Source organism: Shewanella sp. 2_MG-2023, assembly GCF_030548905.1.
Lineage (GTDB): Bacteria > Pseudomonadota > Gammaproteobacteria > Enterobacterales > Shewanellaceae > Shewanella > Shewanella electrodiphila.
This window is the reverse complement of sequence record NZ_JAUOSO010000006.1, coordinates 35,746-52,367: the sequence shown is the minus strand read 5'-3', so window position 1 is coordinate 52,367 and position 16,622 is coordinate 35,746. Positions and strand designations below refer to the sequence as shown.

Sequence of the window (16,622 nt, the reverse complement as noted above, 5' to 3'; positions counted from 1 at the left end):
ACTTTGGAGCTCGATATGTTTCGTATAATTACCACACTGGTGATGGTTGCAATTGCTGCAATAGCAGTGTTAAGCCAGTATCAAAACTACGCTGAAAATCCTTGGACCCGTGACGGCCAAGTAAGAGCGCACATTATTCAAATAACCCCAAGAGTGACAGGCCCTGTAACGAACGTGCTGGTAGACGATAATAGCCGCGTTAAGAAAGGCCAATTACTGTTTGAAATTGACCCGAGTATTTACCAAGCTGAGTTAAGTAATGCTAAAGCAAAGCAGATGCAGGCGAGCGCATTAGTAGATAAAGCTAAAAATGAAAATCACCGCGCAGTGGAACTTGAGAGTCTCAAGCACGGCACGGTTTCTGAACTTGATTTGAATAACTTTCAAAACGCGGTGCAAACAGCTAAAGCTAACTTGGCTGCAGCAGATGCAGTGGTTGAACAAGCTGAACTTAATGTGGCTTATACCCATGTTACAGCGCCTACAGACGGCTTTATTACCAATCTAAACCTTAGGCAAGGCGCCCAGGTTGTGGCTAACAACCCTGTTGTTGCCTTGATTGATGAGAACAGTTTTTGGATTGAAGGTTTCTTTAAAGAAACTGATTTACAAGGAGTGAATATGGGGGATGAAGCTCGCGTGACGTTAATGATGAACCCAGATAGCCCGATAGAAGCGAAAGTTGAAAGCATTGGTTTTGGTATTGCTAAGTCAGATGGCAGCACAGGTAATACCCTATTACCTAATGTGAACCCTAATTTTCAATGGATCCGTTTAGCACAGCGTATTCCCGTTAAGATCCATATTGAACATGTTCCTGAAGACGTACAACTGCGTGTTGGCACCACCGCCTCAGTGCAAATTTTTAATGGCGCTTAATAAGCTGCAGACCTGATATTTATGGTGCAAAAGGGGATTAATATGCTGGGTCTTGCTACTAAAGAAGCCATTAAAGTCGCTCTGGCTTTTACCAGTGCCATTGTATTGGCATTGTTATTTGGCTGGGAAAAGCCTTATTGGGCAGCCATTACCGTTGTTACATTGGCGGCAAATGAATCATATAGCCATTCAATTCAAGCTGCACAAAACCGTATTATGGGCACAATAGTGGGGGCTAGCATTGCTATTGCAATGATTGCCTTTTTTGCCCAAGAGCGAATGCTATTTATTGGGACATTTATATTGCTTGCTGGCATTAGTACTGTGATGTCTTATGATCGCAAACACGGATACTTTGTCAGAATTACGTTTATTGTATGTACTCTAATATGCTTTATGGGAAGCTTTGACGATATAACATCAGTCAATATGATTTTTCTTCGCTTACAAGAAACATTACTGGGCGTGGTGATGTTCTCGCTTGTGTATCGATTTGTCTGGCCGATAAATTCTGAAGTCAATTTTTATGCACAACACAACAGCATCACAGAGCAATTAACTGAATTAGTTGCAGAGCTAACCGACTGCTTGAATGGCAAAAAAGAGGTGAGTATAGATCAGCTTTTAGCCCATCAGGCTAACTTAGTTAAGATGACCGAAAGCATCAAATCCCAAAGTTTAATTTTAGATTTGCCCAGTGCAGGGAGTTACCAATTATCCCATCAACGTAAACAGTGGAAGCTATTGACCATTGCGAGTTACGAAACGATTGAGCGTTTAACTCAATGGCTTGAGCAAGCTAAGAGTATCGTCGGCAATGCAGATGCTAATCCTGAAGTGATTAAAGTGTCTTTACTGCAAGCCGTTTCTAATGAAGATAGCCTTATTCAACTGAACGAAAAATTGATGCAGAGCGCATCAATGGTGACGCGTATTCAGGTAGCTAAAGATTATTTGCTGAGCACCTCAACACGTATTGATAAAAACAGCAAAACCTTTACTGATATTAACGTGACTTTGACATGGCAGGAGTTAGTTAAACAATGGGATATTGCGCTTCCGCTATCGTTGCGCATTAAAGATGGCTTAATTGTAATGGCGGCATTAGCGACCAGTTTTGCTTTGTGGATATACACACCATTACCTAATGGCTATATGTTTCCGATGTTGTCTGCGGTGATGGCTGTTAATTTAAGTGCATTACCAAAATTTATTGTGAATGAAGCTTTGGTCGGTATCTGTATTTTTGGCGCTTTAGTGACATTGGAATATGTATTTATCATGCCTTCTTTTACAGAAGTGTGGCATTTAGCCATGTTCTATTTTGTCAATATAGTGGTGATTTGGCGACTTTGTGCAGCACCTCAATTAGCTTTGCAAAAAGTGATTGGTGCTAATTTACTGGTAGTGCTAACCATGAGTGCGCTGCACCTTACACCAAGTTTTGATATTACGGTGTCATTAAATATGTTGGTACAGGTATTCATGGCGATAGCCGTCGTTCGGTTTTTTGTGGGCGTATTTAAAGAGGGCTAATAGCTTCGAATGAAATTTTGCAATGCTTGACTCAACTGAGTTCAAGCTTGTGAATTTGCTGACGACAAAATCAACAGTTGAATTAATTTTTAATGGCGTGGCGGTTTCAAATTCTTAACAAGTGCAACGTCATCCTTGCTGTTTTTTTACACGCTGCGTGTAGATTTAACCTTAAGTGAGTTAACACTTTTAATCCCCAATTAGTCTTGTAGCATGCGATTTAAATTATGTCGTTTGGCAAGTTCACGCCTTTAAATGGTGTGCTGCAAACTGGGGAGTTAACAATGCTGACTTATCACCAATCTGTACGCTTACAAGTTGACAATGTATTGGTTCAATATCATATCTTTGATACTGATGAGCCTTTAATGGTGACATTTCCCCCTTCTAGTAATGCGATGTCGCAAGAGCAAGTTGATGCTGACCAGCAGGCATGGAGTTTTCAGTTTTTTGCTAAAAAGAAAATGAATGTGATTTCGTTTAATCATATTGGTGGTGAAACCCATTATTTTGACTCAGCAAAGTTTGCCGCATTTATTGATGACTTGTCTGATTCATTATTCCCATTTCCCGCTCGGATTGGTTATGGCTGTAGTAAAGGCGGTTTTGCAGCAGCATTTCATGCCAAAGCGTTAAAGCTAGATAAAGCCTTATTACTCATGCCGCTAAGTACCTATTGGCAACCTAATGCACCGTGGGATCCAAAGCTGAGTAAACACACCGAACTGCAAGTTCAAGATATGTCTCATATTGATGCAAGCCATTGTGAAACGCCATTAACCATTATCTACGATCCATTGTTTATTCCTGATACTTTACATAAAAAACGCTTTAAATCCTGTGTTGCTAGTTACCGCATACCTGGTGTGGGCCACAGAATTGCGCGGGCTTTACAGCATACAGGTTCGCTTAAAGAGACAATATTGGAGTTTAGAGAGGGTGAAATTGATGCTGATCGTTTTTATCGAGTTGCAAGAAAGCGAAAGCAATTAAGTTATTACTTTCGTTCAATTGATAAGTCCAGTACTCAAAAAATGACACCTAAGCGTCTCGGGGTCATCTATTTACATCGATTTTATCAATATAAATCCCAGAGTATTGATCTGAATAAATTAAAATCTCGACTACAACAAAGTGTTGAAAAACGGGTTAATAGCCTTTGTGGTTTGGTGCAAGGGAAAAGCATTATTGCAGTGAGAAATTTTGCTGGTGGAACTGCGTTTATGTTTTGTTAATTTACCAGCTTTCTTGGGCTGTTCTGAGTTTGCAGTTCATTGCTCTCAATTTTTTTGGGGAGTAAATAAATACAAAATGAGCATCTTGCTCGTTTTTAGCCAATTAGACTCACTCTTCTGCAAAGCATAGTTTCTAAATTCTTCTTCGTTTTCCCTTTTCCCTTCATGCCTTTTAGGGGGGGATTTATATCTCAGTTAGGTGTCATTTGATTTTATTTTTGGCGTTAAATGGTAACTATTACTGCCAGTAATCGGCGATTATTTGTGCTGTTAAAGCACAGTTATTCATTTGGTTGTCAAACAGAGCTGATGTTGCAAATGGCTTATGTTGCAAATGGCTTATGTAGTAAATGACAGTAGCGCTCTTGAATAACAACAATTGATTATCTAACTTTTATTGGAGGTATTATGTCTAAGCTTAATCAGACTTTATTGCTAAAAACTGCAGGTCTTGTATCTACTTTTGCCGTTGCCGCAGTGATGAATTTTACCGTCATTAATAGTAGTTATGCTGAGCAGTATGTTTTTCCTCAGCAAAATCAAAGTTCAGAGCTACAGGCTAGTGATGAGGCAAGTTGTAATAGTTGGGCTGTATCGCAAACTGGCTATAACCCAAGTCAGCCACAAACTATCGCCACAACAACACAACCGACGCAAGTTACACCAGATAGTAATGACTCTGCTGATAGAGGCTCTGGCATGCGAGGAGCTATGGCTGGTGCAGCCGCTGGCGCTATGATTGCCGAATTTGGTGATGATGATAGTAGTGACGCTGCGCAAAATGGAGCAGCTATTGGCGCTGTGGCAGCAAGACGTCAAAGTCGCCGCAGTAATATTCAACAAGCTGAACAGCAACAACAAGCGGCTCAGCAGCAAGCTGCGCAACAACAGGCTCAGCTACAAACTGCAAATGTCCAAGGCGAGGAAAACTTTTATCAAGCTCGCGCAGCTTGCTTAGAGGGTAAAGGCTATAGTGTTAATTAGACTTTCATTAAAAGATCTATTTATAGCTAATACATAGCCACCCATTATTTTGAAGCTATAACATAAAGCTAGACTGGGTGGGCTAATTGATGAACTACAACCTTCTTTGAAAAATTATTTTCAAAGAAGGTTGAATACCGAGGCCTAGACACTCCCCCCACGAGCTTTGAAATTTGCGAGCTGGACAACGATTTGGGGATAAGGACAGTTTAATCACGATAGGGCATGATTACTGTTTTTTGTTAATTGTAATTACATAGTAAGTGGCAAAAGGCCGAATAAACTGCCAAACAAGCAGTAACGATGCTAACGGAAAAAACAAGCTATAAATGTTGAAGTCCGCATGGCCCTTGGCTGCATCTATCATCCATTGGGAAAACGCTGACGTGGCAAAAAAACTATAACCAATTACAAATAACATTAAAAACTGCGCTTTACCTTCAATAAAGAGTGCCAATACTCTGCCGAATGTGGACAGTTTTCCGCCTTGAGAAGCTTCATGCATTGGCATTTTTTTAAGTTTAGACCGAGCAATGACAAAAATGATTAAAGCGAACAAAGGTATTAATACAAAGAGGGCCCACTGCAAGATATAAAGGTCAGCAATTTCACGCATAGCAACTGATCTATAGTTCATTTCTGCATCAGAAAAAGGACCTAATTTTAATAATTCCCAATAAAATTCTAAGTTTTCCATATGAATATAAGGCATTCTGAATTGCTCGAACCACATAAATAACGTAAATAGTCCAAGGTATAAAGCCAGTAATGAATTAACAGCTAGAGTCTCAGTTGATTTTCTTTGTGCGATTGAAGGCGTTATTGAAGTGTTAGTTTGAGCTGTAATACATGCACGAAAAAACATACTAATATTGTGAATATGATACTGCTTAAAAGGCATATTAATCTCTATTTTTAATTTGAAAAATTTATCCTCAAAGCATTATATGATAATTCTATATCAATGAAATAATTATGGTTTATCTTACTGTGACCTCCTATTATCAACTAGATATTCGTTAAGTTATATGGCTTTATGTGTCGATGAGGTAATAGCTTTTTGTGCGGATGCTTACAGTTTTTTTGAAAGTTGTTGGGTTTCTTTTACTTATTCTTACTTTGATCACCCACACCCACACCAAAATTCATTTACTGATGGCCAAAGGACTAAATACTTCATCATTAATCACCGAATATTAAGCAGTAACTAAAGCCTTGTAGAGTGTTTGATATTTAGTCACATGGAATGGATGACCATGTTGTTGCTACTCCATAGATTTTTCTATCCATTTTTTGAAATATGAAATGCGAGAGTAGTTTTCAATTACCCCATATTTAGCTTCTTGCCATTCTGTTGGCTCTGCATTTTGCCATGAACTAACGCCCACAATATAAAGTCGATTATTCATTTTAAGTAGTGCGGGTCCACCAGAGTCCCCTGGACCACTAATACCCTCTAATGCCAAAGAGTCTTGTTCACTATCAAACTTAAACCGAACCCACTGCCCAGAAGTTTCTGTGACAACATTTTGCGCAGCCCTTAATCGAGCATCAGCACCAACAATTCCTACTTCACCAGTGCCAAAGTCTCCGCGACCGATAAACGTCAAAGTTTTATGAAGTTCATCTTCTTTGTCATATAAAGCAACAGTTTCACTATTAGGGATAGTCGATTGTAACTGGACAAGCGCTATATCATTTGGAAATTGCTTATCTTTCCAATCTGGATGTTTAACAACTTTCTTTATCTTGTAGTAAGAATCTTTAAACCTGACTTTTCCATCAATTAACAAATAATTGGCAACATGAGCAGCGGTAATCACCCAATCTTCGGCAATTAGAGTCCCAGTTCCTTCGACAATTTCTTTATCTCTATAATTTCCGTAAAAGGTAACTATCGATTTATTATCTTTTGCAAATTCTAGATATTTAGACTCATCTACATCATGTCGCATTATAATTGCACTCGATGGAAATGATAAAACGAGTAGGATTAAGAAACTCCATTTCATGAATTATTCCTTTAACGCCCGTCTCAACTGCCGGAGGTCAGATTGCAGGCGCTTGTTATGTTTTTGCCAGCCATTTATACATGACTAGCGCGTCTACGTAACCCAACTTAGGGTGATTGAACGCTTTTGGTAAACGGCCAACTGTCTCAAAGCCCAGCTTATCCCATAAACGAACAGCACCTTCGTTGCTTGAGGCCACAAAGTTAAATTGCATGGCCAAGTACCCTAAATCAATGGCAGCTTGTTGGGAATGCTCACACATTGAAGTAGCTAGCCCTTTGCCTCTGGCTGCAGATGAAACCATATAGCCACAATTACAGACATGATTTCCTGGCCCAGCTTGATTTGTTTTAAGGTAATAGGTGCCAAGAATTTCCCCGTCTTCTTCGAATACGTAAACTTTTCTTGGTGTTTCTAGCCAAATCTTTTCCGCTTGCTCTTTGGTTGTAGCCGGATCGTAGGCATATGTTTCTCCCGCAGAGACTATTTCACTGAAAACTGGCCAGATTTTTTCCCAATCTGATTTAGTTGCCTCTCTAATGTTCATAGCTCGATCTCTCTAAGAAAACATAACGCCGCAAACAAAGGCGCGCTTTAGCGCGTCCTTTTTGCTTTGCCTTGTTATGAGTGTTGTATAAAATAAAATGCATACATAAATGGTGTTGATATTAAACCTGCTATAACTGGTAATAACAATATAACCAGAACGTTTTGAAACCATTTTAGCCGAACAACATGCCTTACATAAAGGTATGAAAATATTAAGCTAAAGGGTATACCTAAATAAGGACCATAATCATAACTTACAAATAATAAGCCTAAAGGCAATAGCACCTGTAAAAAAGCTAAAGTAAATCCAAACATTATTGCACGGCGCAGTAGCTGTGCAGTTACTCCAACTCTCTTAAGTAAGACATACGATGGAGGTACAAAGCATGAAAAATAAGTTGTTAATACTAGAACAGAAGTTAAATCCATAATTACTCATAACGATCATAGTTCATGAGCCGTAGGTCTCATGTAACGGGTTGTTCTTTACTTCGGAGAGAGGAGGTTGTCGCTACTCAATCCGTGAGTTCATATTCCATGCCCTTGGGGCTTAATTGAAGCCCCCCTGCGGCGTGAGGGAAGCATCGCTTCTTTACTTGAAGTCAATTGCAGGTCTCTTTAAAAGCTACGCTTTACGAGCCTTAGCAAGTGCCTTCAAGCTACCATAAAATAGGCGTTTCTTCCATCACGTTTGGTTCTATCTACTCCCTCGGCTAGACTAAAATATCACTTCTTTTTACTAAAAAATCGTCTACCGCAGGTCAAGAACGCCCGCTTAATGGGCAGACAACGCTACCACTTTACTTAACATAAAGTACCGTAAACACAGAATTTCACGAGTGGTAATAAACTGGCCAAGCGTTGGCTGTCCCTATTGAAGCGTTTGTTAAGTTACGTTTTTTTTGTTGCTTTCCATTCATCAGACAGTATTTTTTGTGTCAGAGTTGATAGTTGTTCAACTAGATGACGGGTATCTATATTGTCATGATAATTTCTGACTATCTCAGAAAGCAGTGCCACTAAATTTTGATGATCTTTTTCATTGGCGTTGATATGTAGCTCAATACTCGAATACAACAAAACTAAACGTTCATAACGAAGTAGATCTTCTTTGTGAGCTACAGAGCCATTAGTTTTTGATTCTGATTCAGTGGGAGAAATATGGAATCTATCAATGGCCACGATTGAAACAAACTCAGCTATTTTATCTCTTAGTGCATTAATCCAAGCTTGGCGCATAGGGGCAATTACTTGCCTTTTTGAAATTCTAGCATTCACTAAAGGACTAACGAATAGAGCTAAAAAAGCTATAGCTAACGCGCCAATTGAAACCAGCTCATTAACTCCTATGTTTTCGACAAAACATTCTTTAATCTCTACCACAGAGTCTCCTCAATGAATTAGTAACTTAACGCCCATTTAAGGGGCTGATAATTGTTTGCTAAAATTGTGTAGCGAAGCGAAACCGAGCAAACTGTTAGCAGTCCCGCTTTAAATTCTTGTTAGGTATACTCTTCACCGAAACTCTCGTAACACTTTGGAAAGTAACCCCAAACTCTGATTGTTGACTTGGTTGTTTCGAACTCAAAGCCAATTTTGCGCACCAAAGTTAATACAGTTTCAGTTAGTTCTATATCAATCCACTCAACGTTAAGTAATGGGAATGGTAAGTGATAATACCATTCGCTATCCCAGCCCGATATGTAGCCATTAACTACCTTAGTTCGGTAGCAAGGTGGATTAGGGAGTTCTCGCATTTCTGAGATGAGTTCATTCCATTTTGTGTTATTGGCAGCACCAACTAATTGCTTTTCAGCAATGATCCTTTTAGCTACTTTCACGTCCTTTTCATCGGACACTGCATCAGCCATTGGCAGAAGACTCATGTGTATACCTAACGCCGCGTTAAGCGGACAAAAATTGTGGGTTATAATGTGTAGCGAAGCGAAACGTAACCCACTGTTTTTGTTCCGTTTAAACGCCTTGTTAAATTGATTATTCGCCAACACACAAGCTACCTAAAAACTGCTTTAAAGACTTTGATAGTAGAGTCATGTTGTATTCCCAAGGCTCTCCATCATAGTTTGCTTCTTCATGATCCCAATGATAGATATAACCATATTCATGATCTTTCAATGAAATACAAAATGCATCTCCGCCTGGGCTATCAGCAAAAGGTAAATACCCTTGTGGAATCATCCCGACATGTTCTTTAATTTGCCTCACTAAGTCATCGTGTCTCGATTCATCTAAAACAGCATAGAAGTAACCAACAAAGTCAAAGTGCTCATCATTATGGCGCACTCCATCTAAGCTTGGGCGACCACCATTATGCTCTAATAAAAATGACTTATAATCAGCAGGCAATTCAAAGCCAATTATATTCTCGACAATATTTAGGTCATCAGAACTTATTGAATTGTGGCTATCTAGTAATTTCACGATACCTCCATATCAATTTAACGCCCGCCTCAACTGCCGGAGGCCAATGGCGCCTTTTGTGCGGCTTTTTGCACAAAAGGTGACAGTGGCCGGAGGTCAGATTGCAGGCGCTTGTTAAATGCATTTATTGTAACCCTGCTCTCATTGGTAATGGGATGCCCCAAATCATTGCTAGAAAACTGGTAAGTAAAATTATACTCGCTATACCTATGGCGGTTAATACACGAAATAATAGTAATCTTAATTTTTCTCTAAAATCAGCCCACGCTTCTATTTTTCTTTCGTCTTGCAGGGCTTCATAATTATCAAGCAGCTTAGAATAGTTTTCAGGCATGGCTGATAAATATTGCTTTAGCTCAGGATTAGTCTCACGTACTGTCTCGATGAGCTCTCTTCCATTATCTTTTAGTTCGGGTCTTTCCTTTAGGATGTCTCTCGTCGTAGTAACAGAAAGCTCTAAGATTCTTTCCAGGCTCTTTACATGATTTTCTCTAGTTGGGTGCCCAGTAATTGGCAAGGTACCAGCAAGCTTTACTAAAGCCTTGGGGAGATTTTCCTTTATACCCATATTCATCCTTATTTGAACACTTCAAGCATTTAACAGCTTATTAGCGAGAATTCCGATAAACACCCTAGGCCACTTACCAAAACTCAACCACTTTTTAGCTTGATTTATTAATAATTTTAATAACTTAACAGCCAGCATAATTTAAATCAATCGACTAAATAGTGGATAAAACCGAGAATTGAGATAACCGAGAATTAATTTGGGTCGTTATGTAAACTTCCTCTGTGATAAAATAGTTATTTTTCAATGGTATATATTTGTTCGGATGGTAAATCCGAGAATTTTTGCTTTTACATAACGAGAAGCAAGTGCTGTCAATTGCTGCTTTTTAATTATAACTGTATATCCATACAGTCATATAAAGCTAACAAACTTTGGGTAAAAACGTTTTACCAGCACCAACTTTATACTTAATTTATATTGGCTCTTTTTCAGTAGTCCATTACTACAATTTAACCCATTGCCTGCCGCTGGGATGTTCAGGATGAACGGAATGTCGCGATCACATGGTCAATGATGTTCCCTACATCATAATGACATTTCCCATATCCCTATGGGTCAGATGTGAAAAAGCGGCCTTTTGTGCAGATACATCCAAGACACGCCGTAAACACATCCCTGTGGGCTCTGCGAAAACATCCATGTTTTCGAAGGTCTTGAACGTATCTACACTGGGTTTATTGTCTCTTCGATTTGACAGCATTGGTGATAATTTAAAGAGCTAAAGCTAGTAGAACTTACATTTAAAAGACTCCATTTGAATTGAGGACGTTGAAGAAAATAGCGTGAGCCTGACAGGACGTCAGGCTAGCTTTCGCGGTGCAGGGATGCACCATCGGAAGCGTTAGCATTTTCGAATAAGGCCGAAGCAGTAATCAAACGAAGTTTAAAGCTGGATCAATCCCCGTTGAAAATATGCGCTTTTCAGCATTTTTCGTTGGGGCTGCGGGGTGTTCCAAGAGGGTATTGCAGTTGATACCCTCTTGGTCGGGTGTGGGTGGAAAACCCACGACTTTAATCCAAACGAAGTTTGGAAATATAGAAAGGAAATTTACGGTCTAACTCAGGTGTTAACTAAGCATCACGACTTTGTTTTTAAAGTAGCTAACAAGTTTTGAGGCTGGAATGTGTTACACCTAACTCAGCCAAGCGAGCAACACGCCCTAATGACCTTTAGATTGTTTAGGTTCAATATTGCTTTGCAGGTATTGACGACAAAAGTCTGCTTTGGTTAGCGGTGTGGAAAACATAAAGCCTTGTAGGTAATCGCATGATAGCTGTTTAAGCAACAGCTGCTGGGCGCGAGATTCAATTCCTTCCGCAACAACTTGTACGCCGATATTATGGGCCATAGTAATAATTGCTTTTACTAATGCGACGCTGCTTTCGTTAGTTGTGATATTGGTTATAAATGAACGATCGATTTTGATGATGTCGATATCAAGCTCTTGCAGATAAGCTAAAGATGAATAACCCACGCCAAAGTCATCAATGGCAACTTTAATTCCGTTGTTATTAAGTAGCTTTAATTGTTGCTTAATAGACGAGTCTGGTGTCATCAAAGTATTTTCTGTTACTTCAATTAAAAAAGCACCATGTGGTAGCTTTGATTTATTACAATCTAATATCCATTGATCGATCCACTTTCCAGAGCGATCTATTTCGGTTGGGGATGTATTTACACTAATTTGTATTACTGTGCCCTGTAATTGATAAAACTCAATTGCATCAGCAATAACTTGCTGACGAACCCAATTACCAATTTCCACTATAAGCCCGCTTTCTTCGGCTACTGGAATAAAGTCGTTAGGTTCAATTAAACCCCATTTAGGATGATTCCAGCGGATTAATGCTTCTACTTTCTTTAATTGGTTGCCGTCAATATTAACAATGGGTTGATAGAATAATTGGAACTGTTCAGACTTAATCGCTTGCCTTAATTCTTCTGTAAGGCGTCTTTTACCCAATGCTTGTTCTTCCATTGAAAAAGAGAAAAACTCGTAACGGTTACGTCCCTTACTTTTGGATAAATACATTGCTTGATCTGCGTGTTTGACCACATCTTCAATGGTCTTACCTTCGCTAGGGAAGAAGGTTAAACCGATACTACTAGTAATATAAACTTGCTCATTTTTAATGGTAATCGGTTGCACTAAACTGCTTTTAATGACCTCGGCAATTTCGCTGGCACGACGTTGATCATTAATGCCTTCAACGATTAAGGTAAATTCATCGCCACCTAAACGAGCCACTGTATCATGACCTCGAACGCAGTTTTTCAGGCGTTTAGCGACCTGTTGTAACAACAAATCACCGTAATCATGACCAAGGGTGTCATTAATCTCTTTAAACCCGTCTAAGTCAATAAATATAAGGGCGAAAATCATTCCTTCAGTATCTATCAATGATTGCAATTTTTCATAGAAATAACGTCTGTTCGGCAGGTCGGTCAAGCCATCTTGATAAGCGAATTGGTGTAATTTCTCATTAGCGCTTTCAAGCTCTTCGGTTCTACTTTTTACCTGACTTTCTAAGCGCTTATCACGTTGCTCAATGGTTTCAAGCATGTCATTAAAGTGAGCGCTTAACTTGCCAACTTCATCATGAGATAACTCTTTGGCGCGCAAACTATAGTCATTGGAGTCAGATACTCGTTCTGCAATAGTCGCTAAATGCAATATTGGGCTTAAAAAACGGCGCCGTAAGATGAGCGACAGTGAAAAACTGATCCCTAGGGCAAATATCAACAATATGATAATGAACTGGCCGTAGAATTTAACGCGAGTAGTGATATAACTTTCATCGGCTAAGATGTGAATTTGACCATACTCTTGTTCATCTAATGTCAGAGGGTTATTAATTTGGGTTACATTTATCGGTGGGTTTAAAATATTGTCTGGCTCACGGGGCGTTTTACTGACAAATGCCAATACCTTGCCTTGGTTATCAGTAATTGTGACTGACACAATATCGCCGCGAAGTAGAATAGGCTCGATCAGTTCTTGTATTGCGTCTTGATCATCAAATAGAACAGCGGCTGTAATATTGGGGGATAGCATTTTAGCGATGGTTTGTAAGCCATCAACTTGCTCACGTTTTGCAGTGGTAAGTTCGTAGGCGCTGAATACAAAAGTAACGGTGATAATGGACGCAAAAGAGACCCCCATTAAAATCATGAGTAACTTTTTGCTGATGGTGTTCATCGAGAAGAATCTAGTCATGGCATCACCTATCCAGCACGCGACCAAGTCGCAGTACTTTTGAACTCATGGTGATACCAGATTGCTGTAATTGTTGCGGTGATATCTCGAACCTTACTTTACCACTGGCAATGAAAAAACGAATATGACCGCCAGCTTCAATGGTGCCTTTTGATTCGCCGACAATCATAGTGTTGGCTAAAGCTTTAGGGTGAACATTGTGCCAGTTGACCCATTGGATGAATGTTTCAGAGGTAATGAATAACAATTGGCAATGGTTAAATTGTTCTCCCTCAAATTGAATTTGTTTAATCAGAATAGGTTTGTCATCGACACTGCGCTGCTTAAGTGTTGATTGTGCGGTATAGACAAAAGCGGCGTCAGCGCTGCACAAATTAAAATATTCATCCTTGGTGGTATTATCTTGCCAATTTCCGTAGCGGGCGAAGTTATATAGGAAACCTGCTTTGAGTGCGTGTTCTTGCTCAGCCGTATTTGCATTCGGGCTACTGAGTAGCAAGAATGAGAATAGTAAAACCTGTAAAAACGAAGTGATATTGCGCATTAAGTTAATTAGAAGTTCGCCGTTACTTTGAACAATACACTTTCATCAATGTAATTGGGGATAGTGTATGTTTCTTGTCGATTTGCATATTCAAGATGACTACCTGCAAATAAATTTTTTCCAGTGACCGAGACAGCCCAGTCAGGAGTCAGTGCCCAGCTCCATGTTAAATCAAGCAAGGTGTAGTTTTCTGATTGATAAGCATCACTGTTTTCTACTCTTACCGAGGCAAAAATATTATGGTTATCAAATACGTGAATATCTGCTTTGGCAAAAATTTGTCGAGTTGTAGAGTCGCGTCCAATGGCTGGAAAAGTATTCTCAGGAAGATCATAATCGAAGGTGTTATAGCTATAACCTAGCTCAGCGTTAAACATTTCAGCAGGTACCCAAGACAACACAATATCGCCGCCTTGAGTGGTTACATCAGCGGTAGAAACGATATCAAATTGGATGGTTGTTTGAGTTAAGGCTTGTGAAGCCAGTTGTATTTGACCTGCTTGGAAAAGGGCTAGAACAGGTAAAAACTGCTCCATGTTAGGGTCAATATCAATAACAGCAACGTTTTCAGCTTCCGTATGATACACAGATACATCAATATTCCAGGCATCCTGCGATAAACGATAACCTAACTCATAGGATAAAGACGTTTCTGCTTCGACTTGATCATTGCCATTGAGATAGGTTTTTATGTGGTAATCGTCTATTGCCTCAATGCCTGTTGATAAAGGCAGAATATCGCTAACTTTCTGACCATTAATCGCATAATTATCATTAAACTCAATAAGTGAGGGGATACGAACACTTTGGGATACTGATGTCCATAGTACTTGATTGTCTTCGGGTTTCCAGAGCAACCTTGCTAAAGGCTGATACTCCCAATCAGTTAAGTCATTATGCTCAGCTCTGGTACCAATAACAAAATCAAGCTGTTCTGGAATAAGGGCAAATTGTGCCTGAACAAAGCCGCCGAATTGTTGTAAGTTATCGAAGTCTTTATCACTATGAAGAAATAAACTGTCTTCAAATGAAATCGTGCTATAGCGGTAATTTAATCCCCAATCGAGCTGTAAAGCTTGATAAATAAAGTTCATTTGATAATCAATATCAAAGGATTCAAATTCTTCTTGAAGGTAGGTTTGGGTACCTGATTGATCCAGCCACGATACTTGGATCATTTGATTTGCTGAGTCTGATATTCTATTTTCAAGCCGAGCCATTAATCGTGAGTCAGTGCGCTCTAGCTCACCAGAAAAGGTCACATTTTCATTAGTATCATCCACAACGCCGCGATAGTTTTGTCCAAGTGTTGATTCCGTCATATCGCCTTGAATAAAACCAGACCAGTCATCATTGAGAGAAAAATCCAGTCGACCACCTAAGGAGTATTGCTCTGTGGTGTCATTGGGTTCAACAGTTAGGCCTTTTTTAGAAGCATTACCATCTTTCACGTGGCCATAAACACGGTAGCTTCCACTGCTGCCTATATCAGCACCATAGCGAATATTAGCATCAATATTAACTTGGCTACCGCTAGCTGCGTCCACAAACAGGCCGCGAGTATCAATGCTGTTTTTAGTAATAATATTGATCACGCCATTATTGGCATTACTGCTCCATAGTTGTCCACCCTGACCACGGATCACTTCGATGCGCTCAATATCATAAAGAGGCACGTTGAGGGTTTCCCAATAGACAGCGGAGAATTGGGGGGTATAAAGACTTTGACCGTCAATCATGACCAACATTTTACTGGAAAACCTTGAAGCAACCCCGCGAGCCGATATAGCCCATTGGTTGTTATCAAGTTGGCGAACCACGAGTCCTGGCACCATTTTTAATGCTTCTGGAACCGAGGATGCACCAGAATGTATGATCCGTTCTTTAGTGAGAACATAAATGGAAGTTGCGGTATCGAAGGCTGATTGAGAACGTTTCATTGCAGACGTCACTTGGACATCCATTGCCATTAATAACTCTAAATCTAAATCTTCCAGTGAATCGACAGCCTGAGCTATAGGAGATATAACCATTAAGGGGATTAATAAGTTAAAGTGTCTTTTCAAAGTTTACTCTCCGACAGTGTGCATATGCACTGTTATTCGCAATGTGCCTTTGTCGCGCTACTACAATTTATCTTATCATGTTAAATAATTGTTGAGTGCTTTATGTGATTGTATTATTACCTTTTGCGATATAGATCCATTAAGTGGCATGAAGCTGGTATTAATCAATTTATGGCTTAATGCAAAGATGAGCTTTTAAGTGAGAGAATAAGAAAACTACTTTTCACTTACTGAGGATCATTAATCGCTCAGTCATTTATTAGCGATTTATTGGCCTTTTATATACTGGCCTTTCATTTACGGGCAATTCACTTACCGACCATTCAATTATCAGCCATTCATTTATGGACCATTCATTTATGGATCATCTATAGGTAAATACTCATGAGTTGAGTGCTCACAAATTCCTATTTAGTTTGAGATCCTTTAGCTATAATTTACTTAATATAAATAAGTGTATACCAAACATTAGCATTATGCTTCTTGGTTTAAATCTAATAAAAGCTAGGGTTACTGGCTTTGAATAATCACCTGTCGTTGAATAACTGTGGCAAATAAAAAAGTGACCTATGCCGGAGAGGATAGG

15 protein-coding genes are annotated in these 16,622 nt (G+C 39.4%); 4 read left to right on the top strand and 11 right to left on the bottom strand.

The genetic code is table 11. The features are described 5' to 3' along the window. The first annotated feature begins 15 nt into the window (after nt 1-15). From Q4600_RS07785 to Q4600_RS07770, 4 genes are all read left to right on the top strand, one after another. Nucleotides 16-879, top strand: coding sequence for an HlyD family secretion protein (locus tag Q4600_RS07785; protein WP_303514985.1), 864 nt, complete (start codon nt 16-18; stop codon nt 877-879). Between the two features lie 42 nt (nt 880-921). Then, nucleotides 922-2,415: an FUSC family protein gene (locus tag Q4600_RS07780; RefSeq protein ID WP_303514981.1), complete on the top strand. Its 1,494-nt coding sequence runs from the start codon at nt 922-924 to the stop codon at nt 2,413-2,415. Between the two features lie 284 nt (nt 2,416-2,699). After that, nucleotides 2,700-3,650 (top strand): hypothetical protein, encoded by a 951-nt coding sequence (locus Q4600_RS07775; protein ID WP_303514978.1) that lies wholly within the window; start codon nt 2,700-2,702, stop codon nt 3,648-3,650. Nucleotides 3,651-4,058: 408 nt separating this feature from the next. After that, nucleotides 4,059-4,634, top strand: a complete 576-nt coding sequence (locus Q4600_RS07770) for a hypothetical protein (RefSeq protein WP_303514975.1) — start codon at nt 4,059-4,061, stop codon at nt 4,632-4,634. 229 nt (nt 4,635-4,863) lie between these two features. Here Q4600_RS07770 and Q4600_RS07765 read toward each other — a convergent pair whose 3' ends face one another. The 11 genes from Q4600_RS07765 to Q4600_RS07715 form a co-directional block, all read right to left on the bottom strand. Next, entirely contained in the window at nt 4,864-5,535 is a 672-nt protein-coding gene (locus tag Q4600_RS07765) for a hypothetical protein (protein WP_303514973.1), read from the bottom strand. A gap of 364 nt (nt 5,536-5,899) precedes the next feature. Beyond that, nucleotides 5,900-6,646 carry a trypsin-like serine protease gene (locus Q4600_RS07760; protein ID WP_303514970.1) on the bottom strand — a complete coding sequence of 249 codons (747 nt, stop codon included), beginning with the start codon at nt 6,644-6,646 and terminating at the stop codon, nt 5,900-5,902. A 55-nt stretch (nt 6,647-6,701) separates the two neighbouring features. After that, entirely contained in the window at nt 6,702-7,193 is a 492-nt protein-coding gene (locus Q4600_RS07755) for a GNAT family N-acetyltransferase (protein ID WP_303514967.1), read from the bottom strand. A 74-nt stretch (nt 7,194-7,267) separates the two neighbouring features. Then, entirely contained in the window at nt 7,268-7,624 is a 357-nt protein-coding gene (locus tag Q4600_RS07750; protein WP_133149364.1) for a hypothetical protein, read from the bottom strand. A 462-nt stretch (nt 7,625-8,086) separates the two neighbouring features. Then, nucleotides 8,087-8,578, bottom strand: a complete 492-nt coding sequence (locus tag Q4600_RS07745) for a hypothetical protein (protein ID WP_303514964.1) — start codon at nt 8,576-8,578, stop codon at nt 8,087-8,089. 119 nt (nt 8,579-8,697) lie between these two features. Beyond that, entirely contained in the window at nt 8,698-9,081 is a 384-nt protein-coding gene (locus Q4600_RS07740) for a DUF6678 family protein (RefSeq protein WP_303514962.1), read from the bottom strand. 109 nt (nt 9,082-9,190) lie between these two features. After that, nucleotides 9,191-9,637, bottom strand: coding sequence for an SMI1/KNR4 family protein (locus tag Q4600_RS07735; RefSeq protein WP_303514960.1), 447 nt, complete (start codon nt 9,635-9,637; stop codon nt 9,191-9,193). Nucleotides 9,638-9,761: 124 nt separating this feature from the next. Then, entirely contained in the window at nt 9,762-10,205 is a 444-nt protein-coding gene (locus tag Q4600_RS07730; protein ID WP_303514957.1) for a hypothetical protein, read from the bottom strand. 1,163 nt (nt 10,206-11,368) lie between these two features. Then, the gene (locus tag Q4600_RS07725) at nt 11,369-13,426 is read right to left on the bottom strand and encodes an EAL domain-containing protein (RefSeq protein WP_102528136.1); all 2,058 of its coding nucleotides are present in this window, start codon (nt 13,424-13,426) and stop codon (nt 11,369-11,371) included. Nucleotides 13,427-13,430: 4 nt separating this feature from the next. Beyond that, nucleotides 13,431-13,970, bottom strand: a complete 540-nt coding sequence (locus Q4600_RS07720) for a YfiR family protein (RefSeq protein WP_303514955.1) — start codon at nt 13,968-13,970, stop codon at nt 13,431-13,433. 8 nt (nt 13,971-13,978) lie between these two features. Beyond that, nucleotides 13,979-16,003: a TonB-dependent siderophore receptor gene (locus Q4600_RS07715; RefSeq protein ID WP_303515324.1), complete on the bottom strand. Its 2,025-nt coding sequence runs from the start codon at nt 16,001-16,003 to the stop codon at nt 13,979-13,981. Nucleotides 16,004-16,622: the final 619 nt, after the last annotated feature.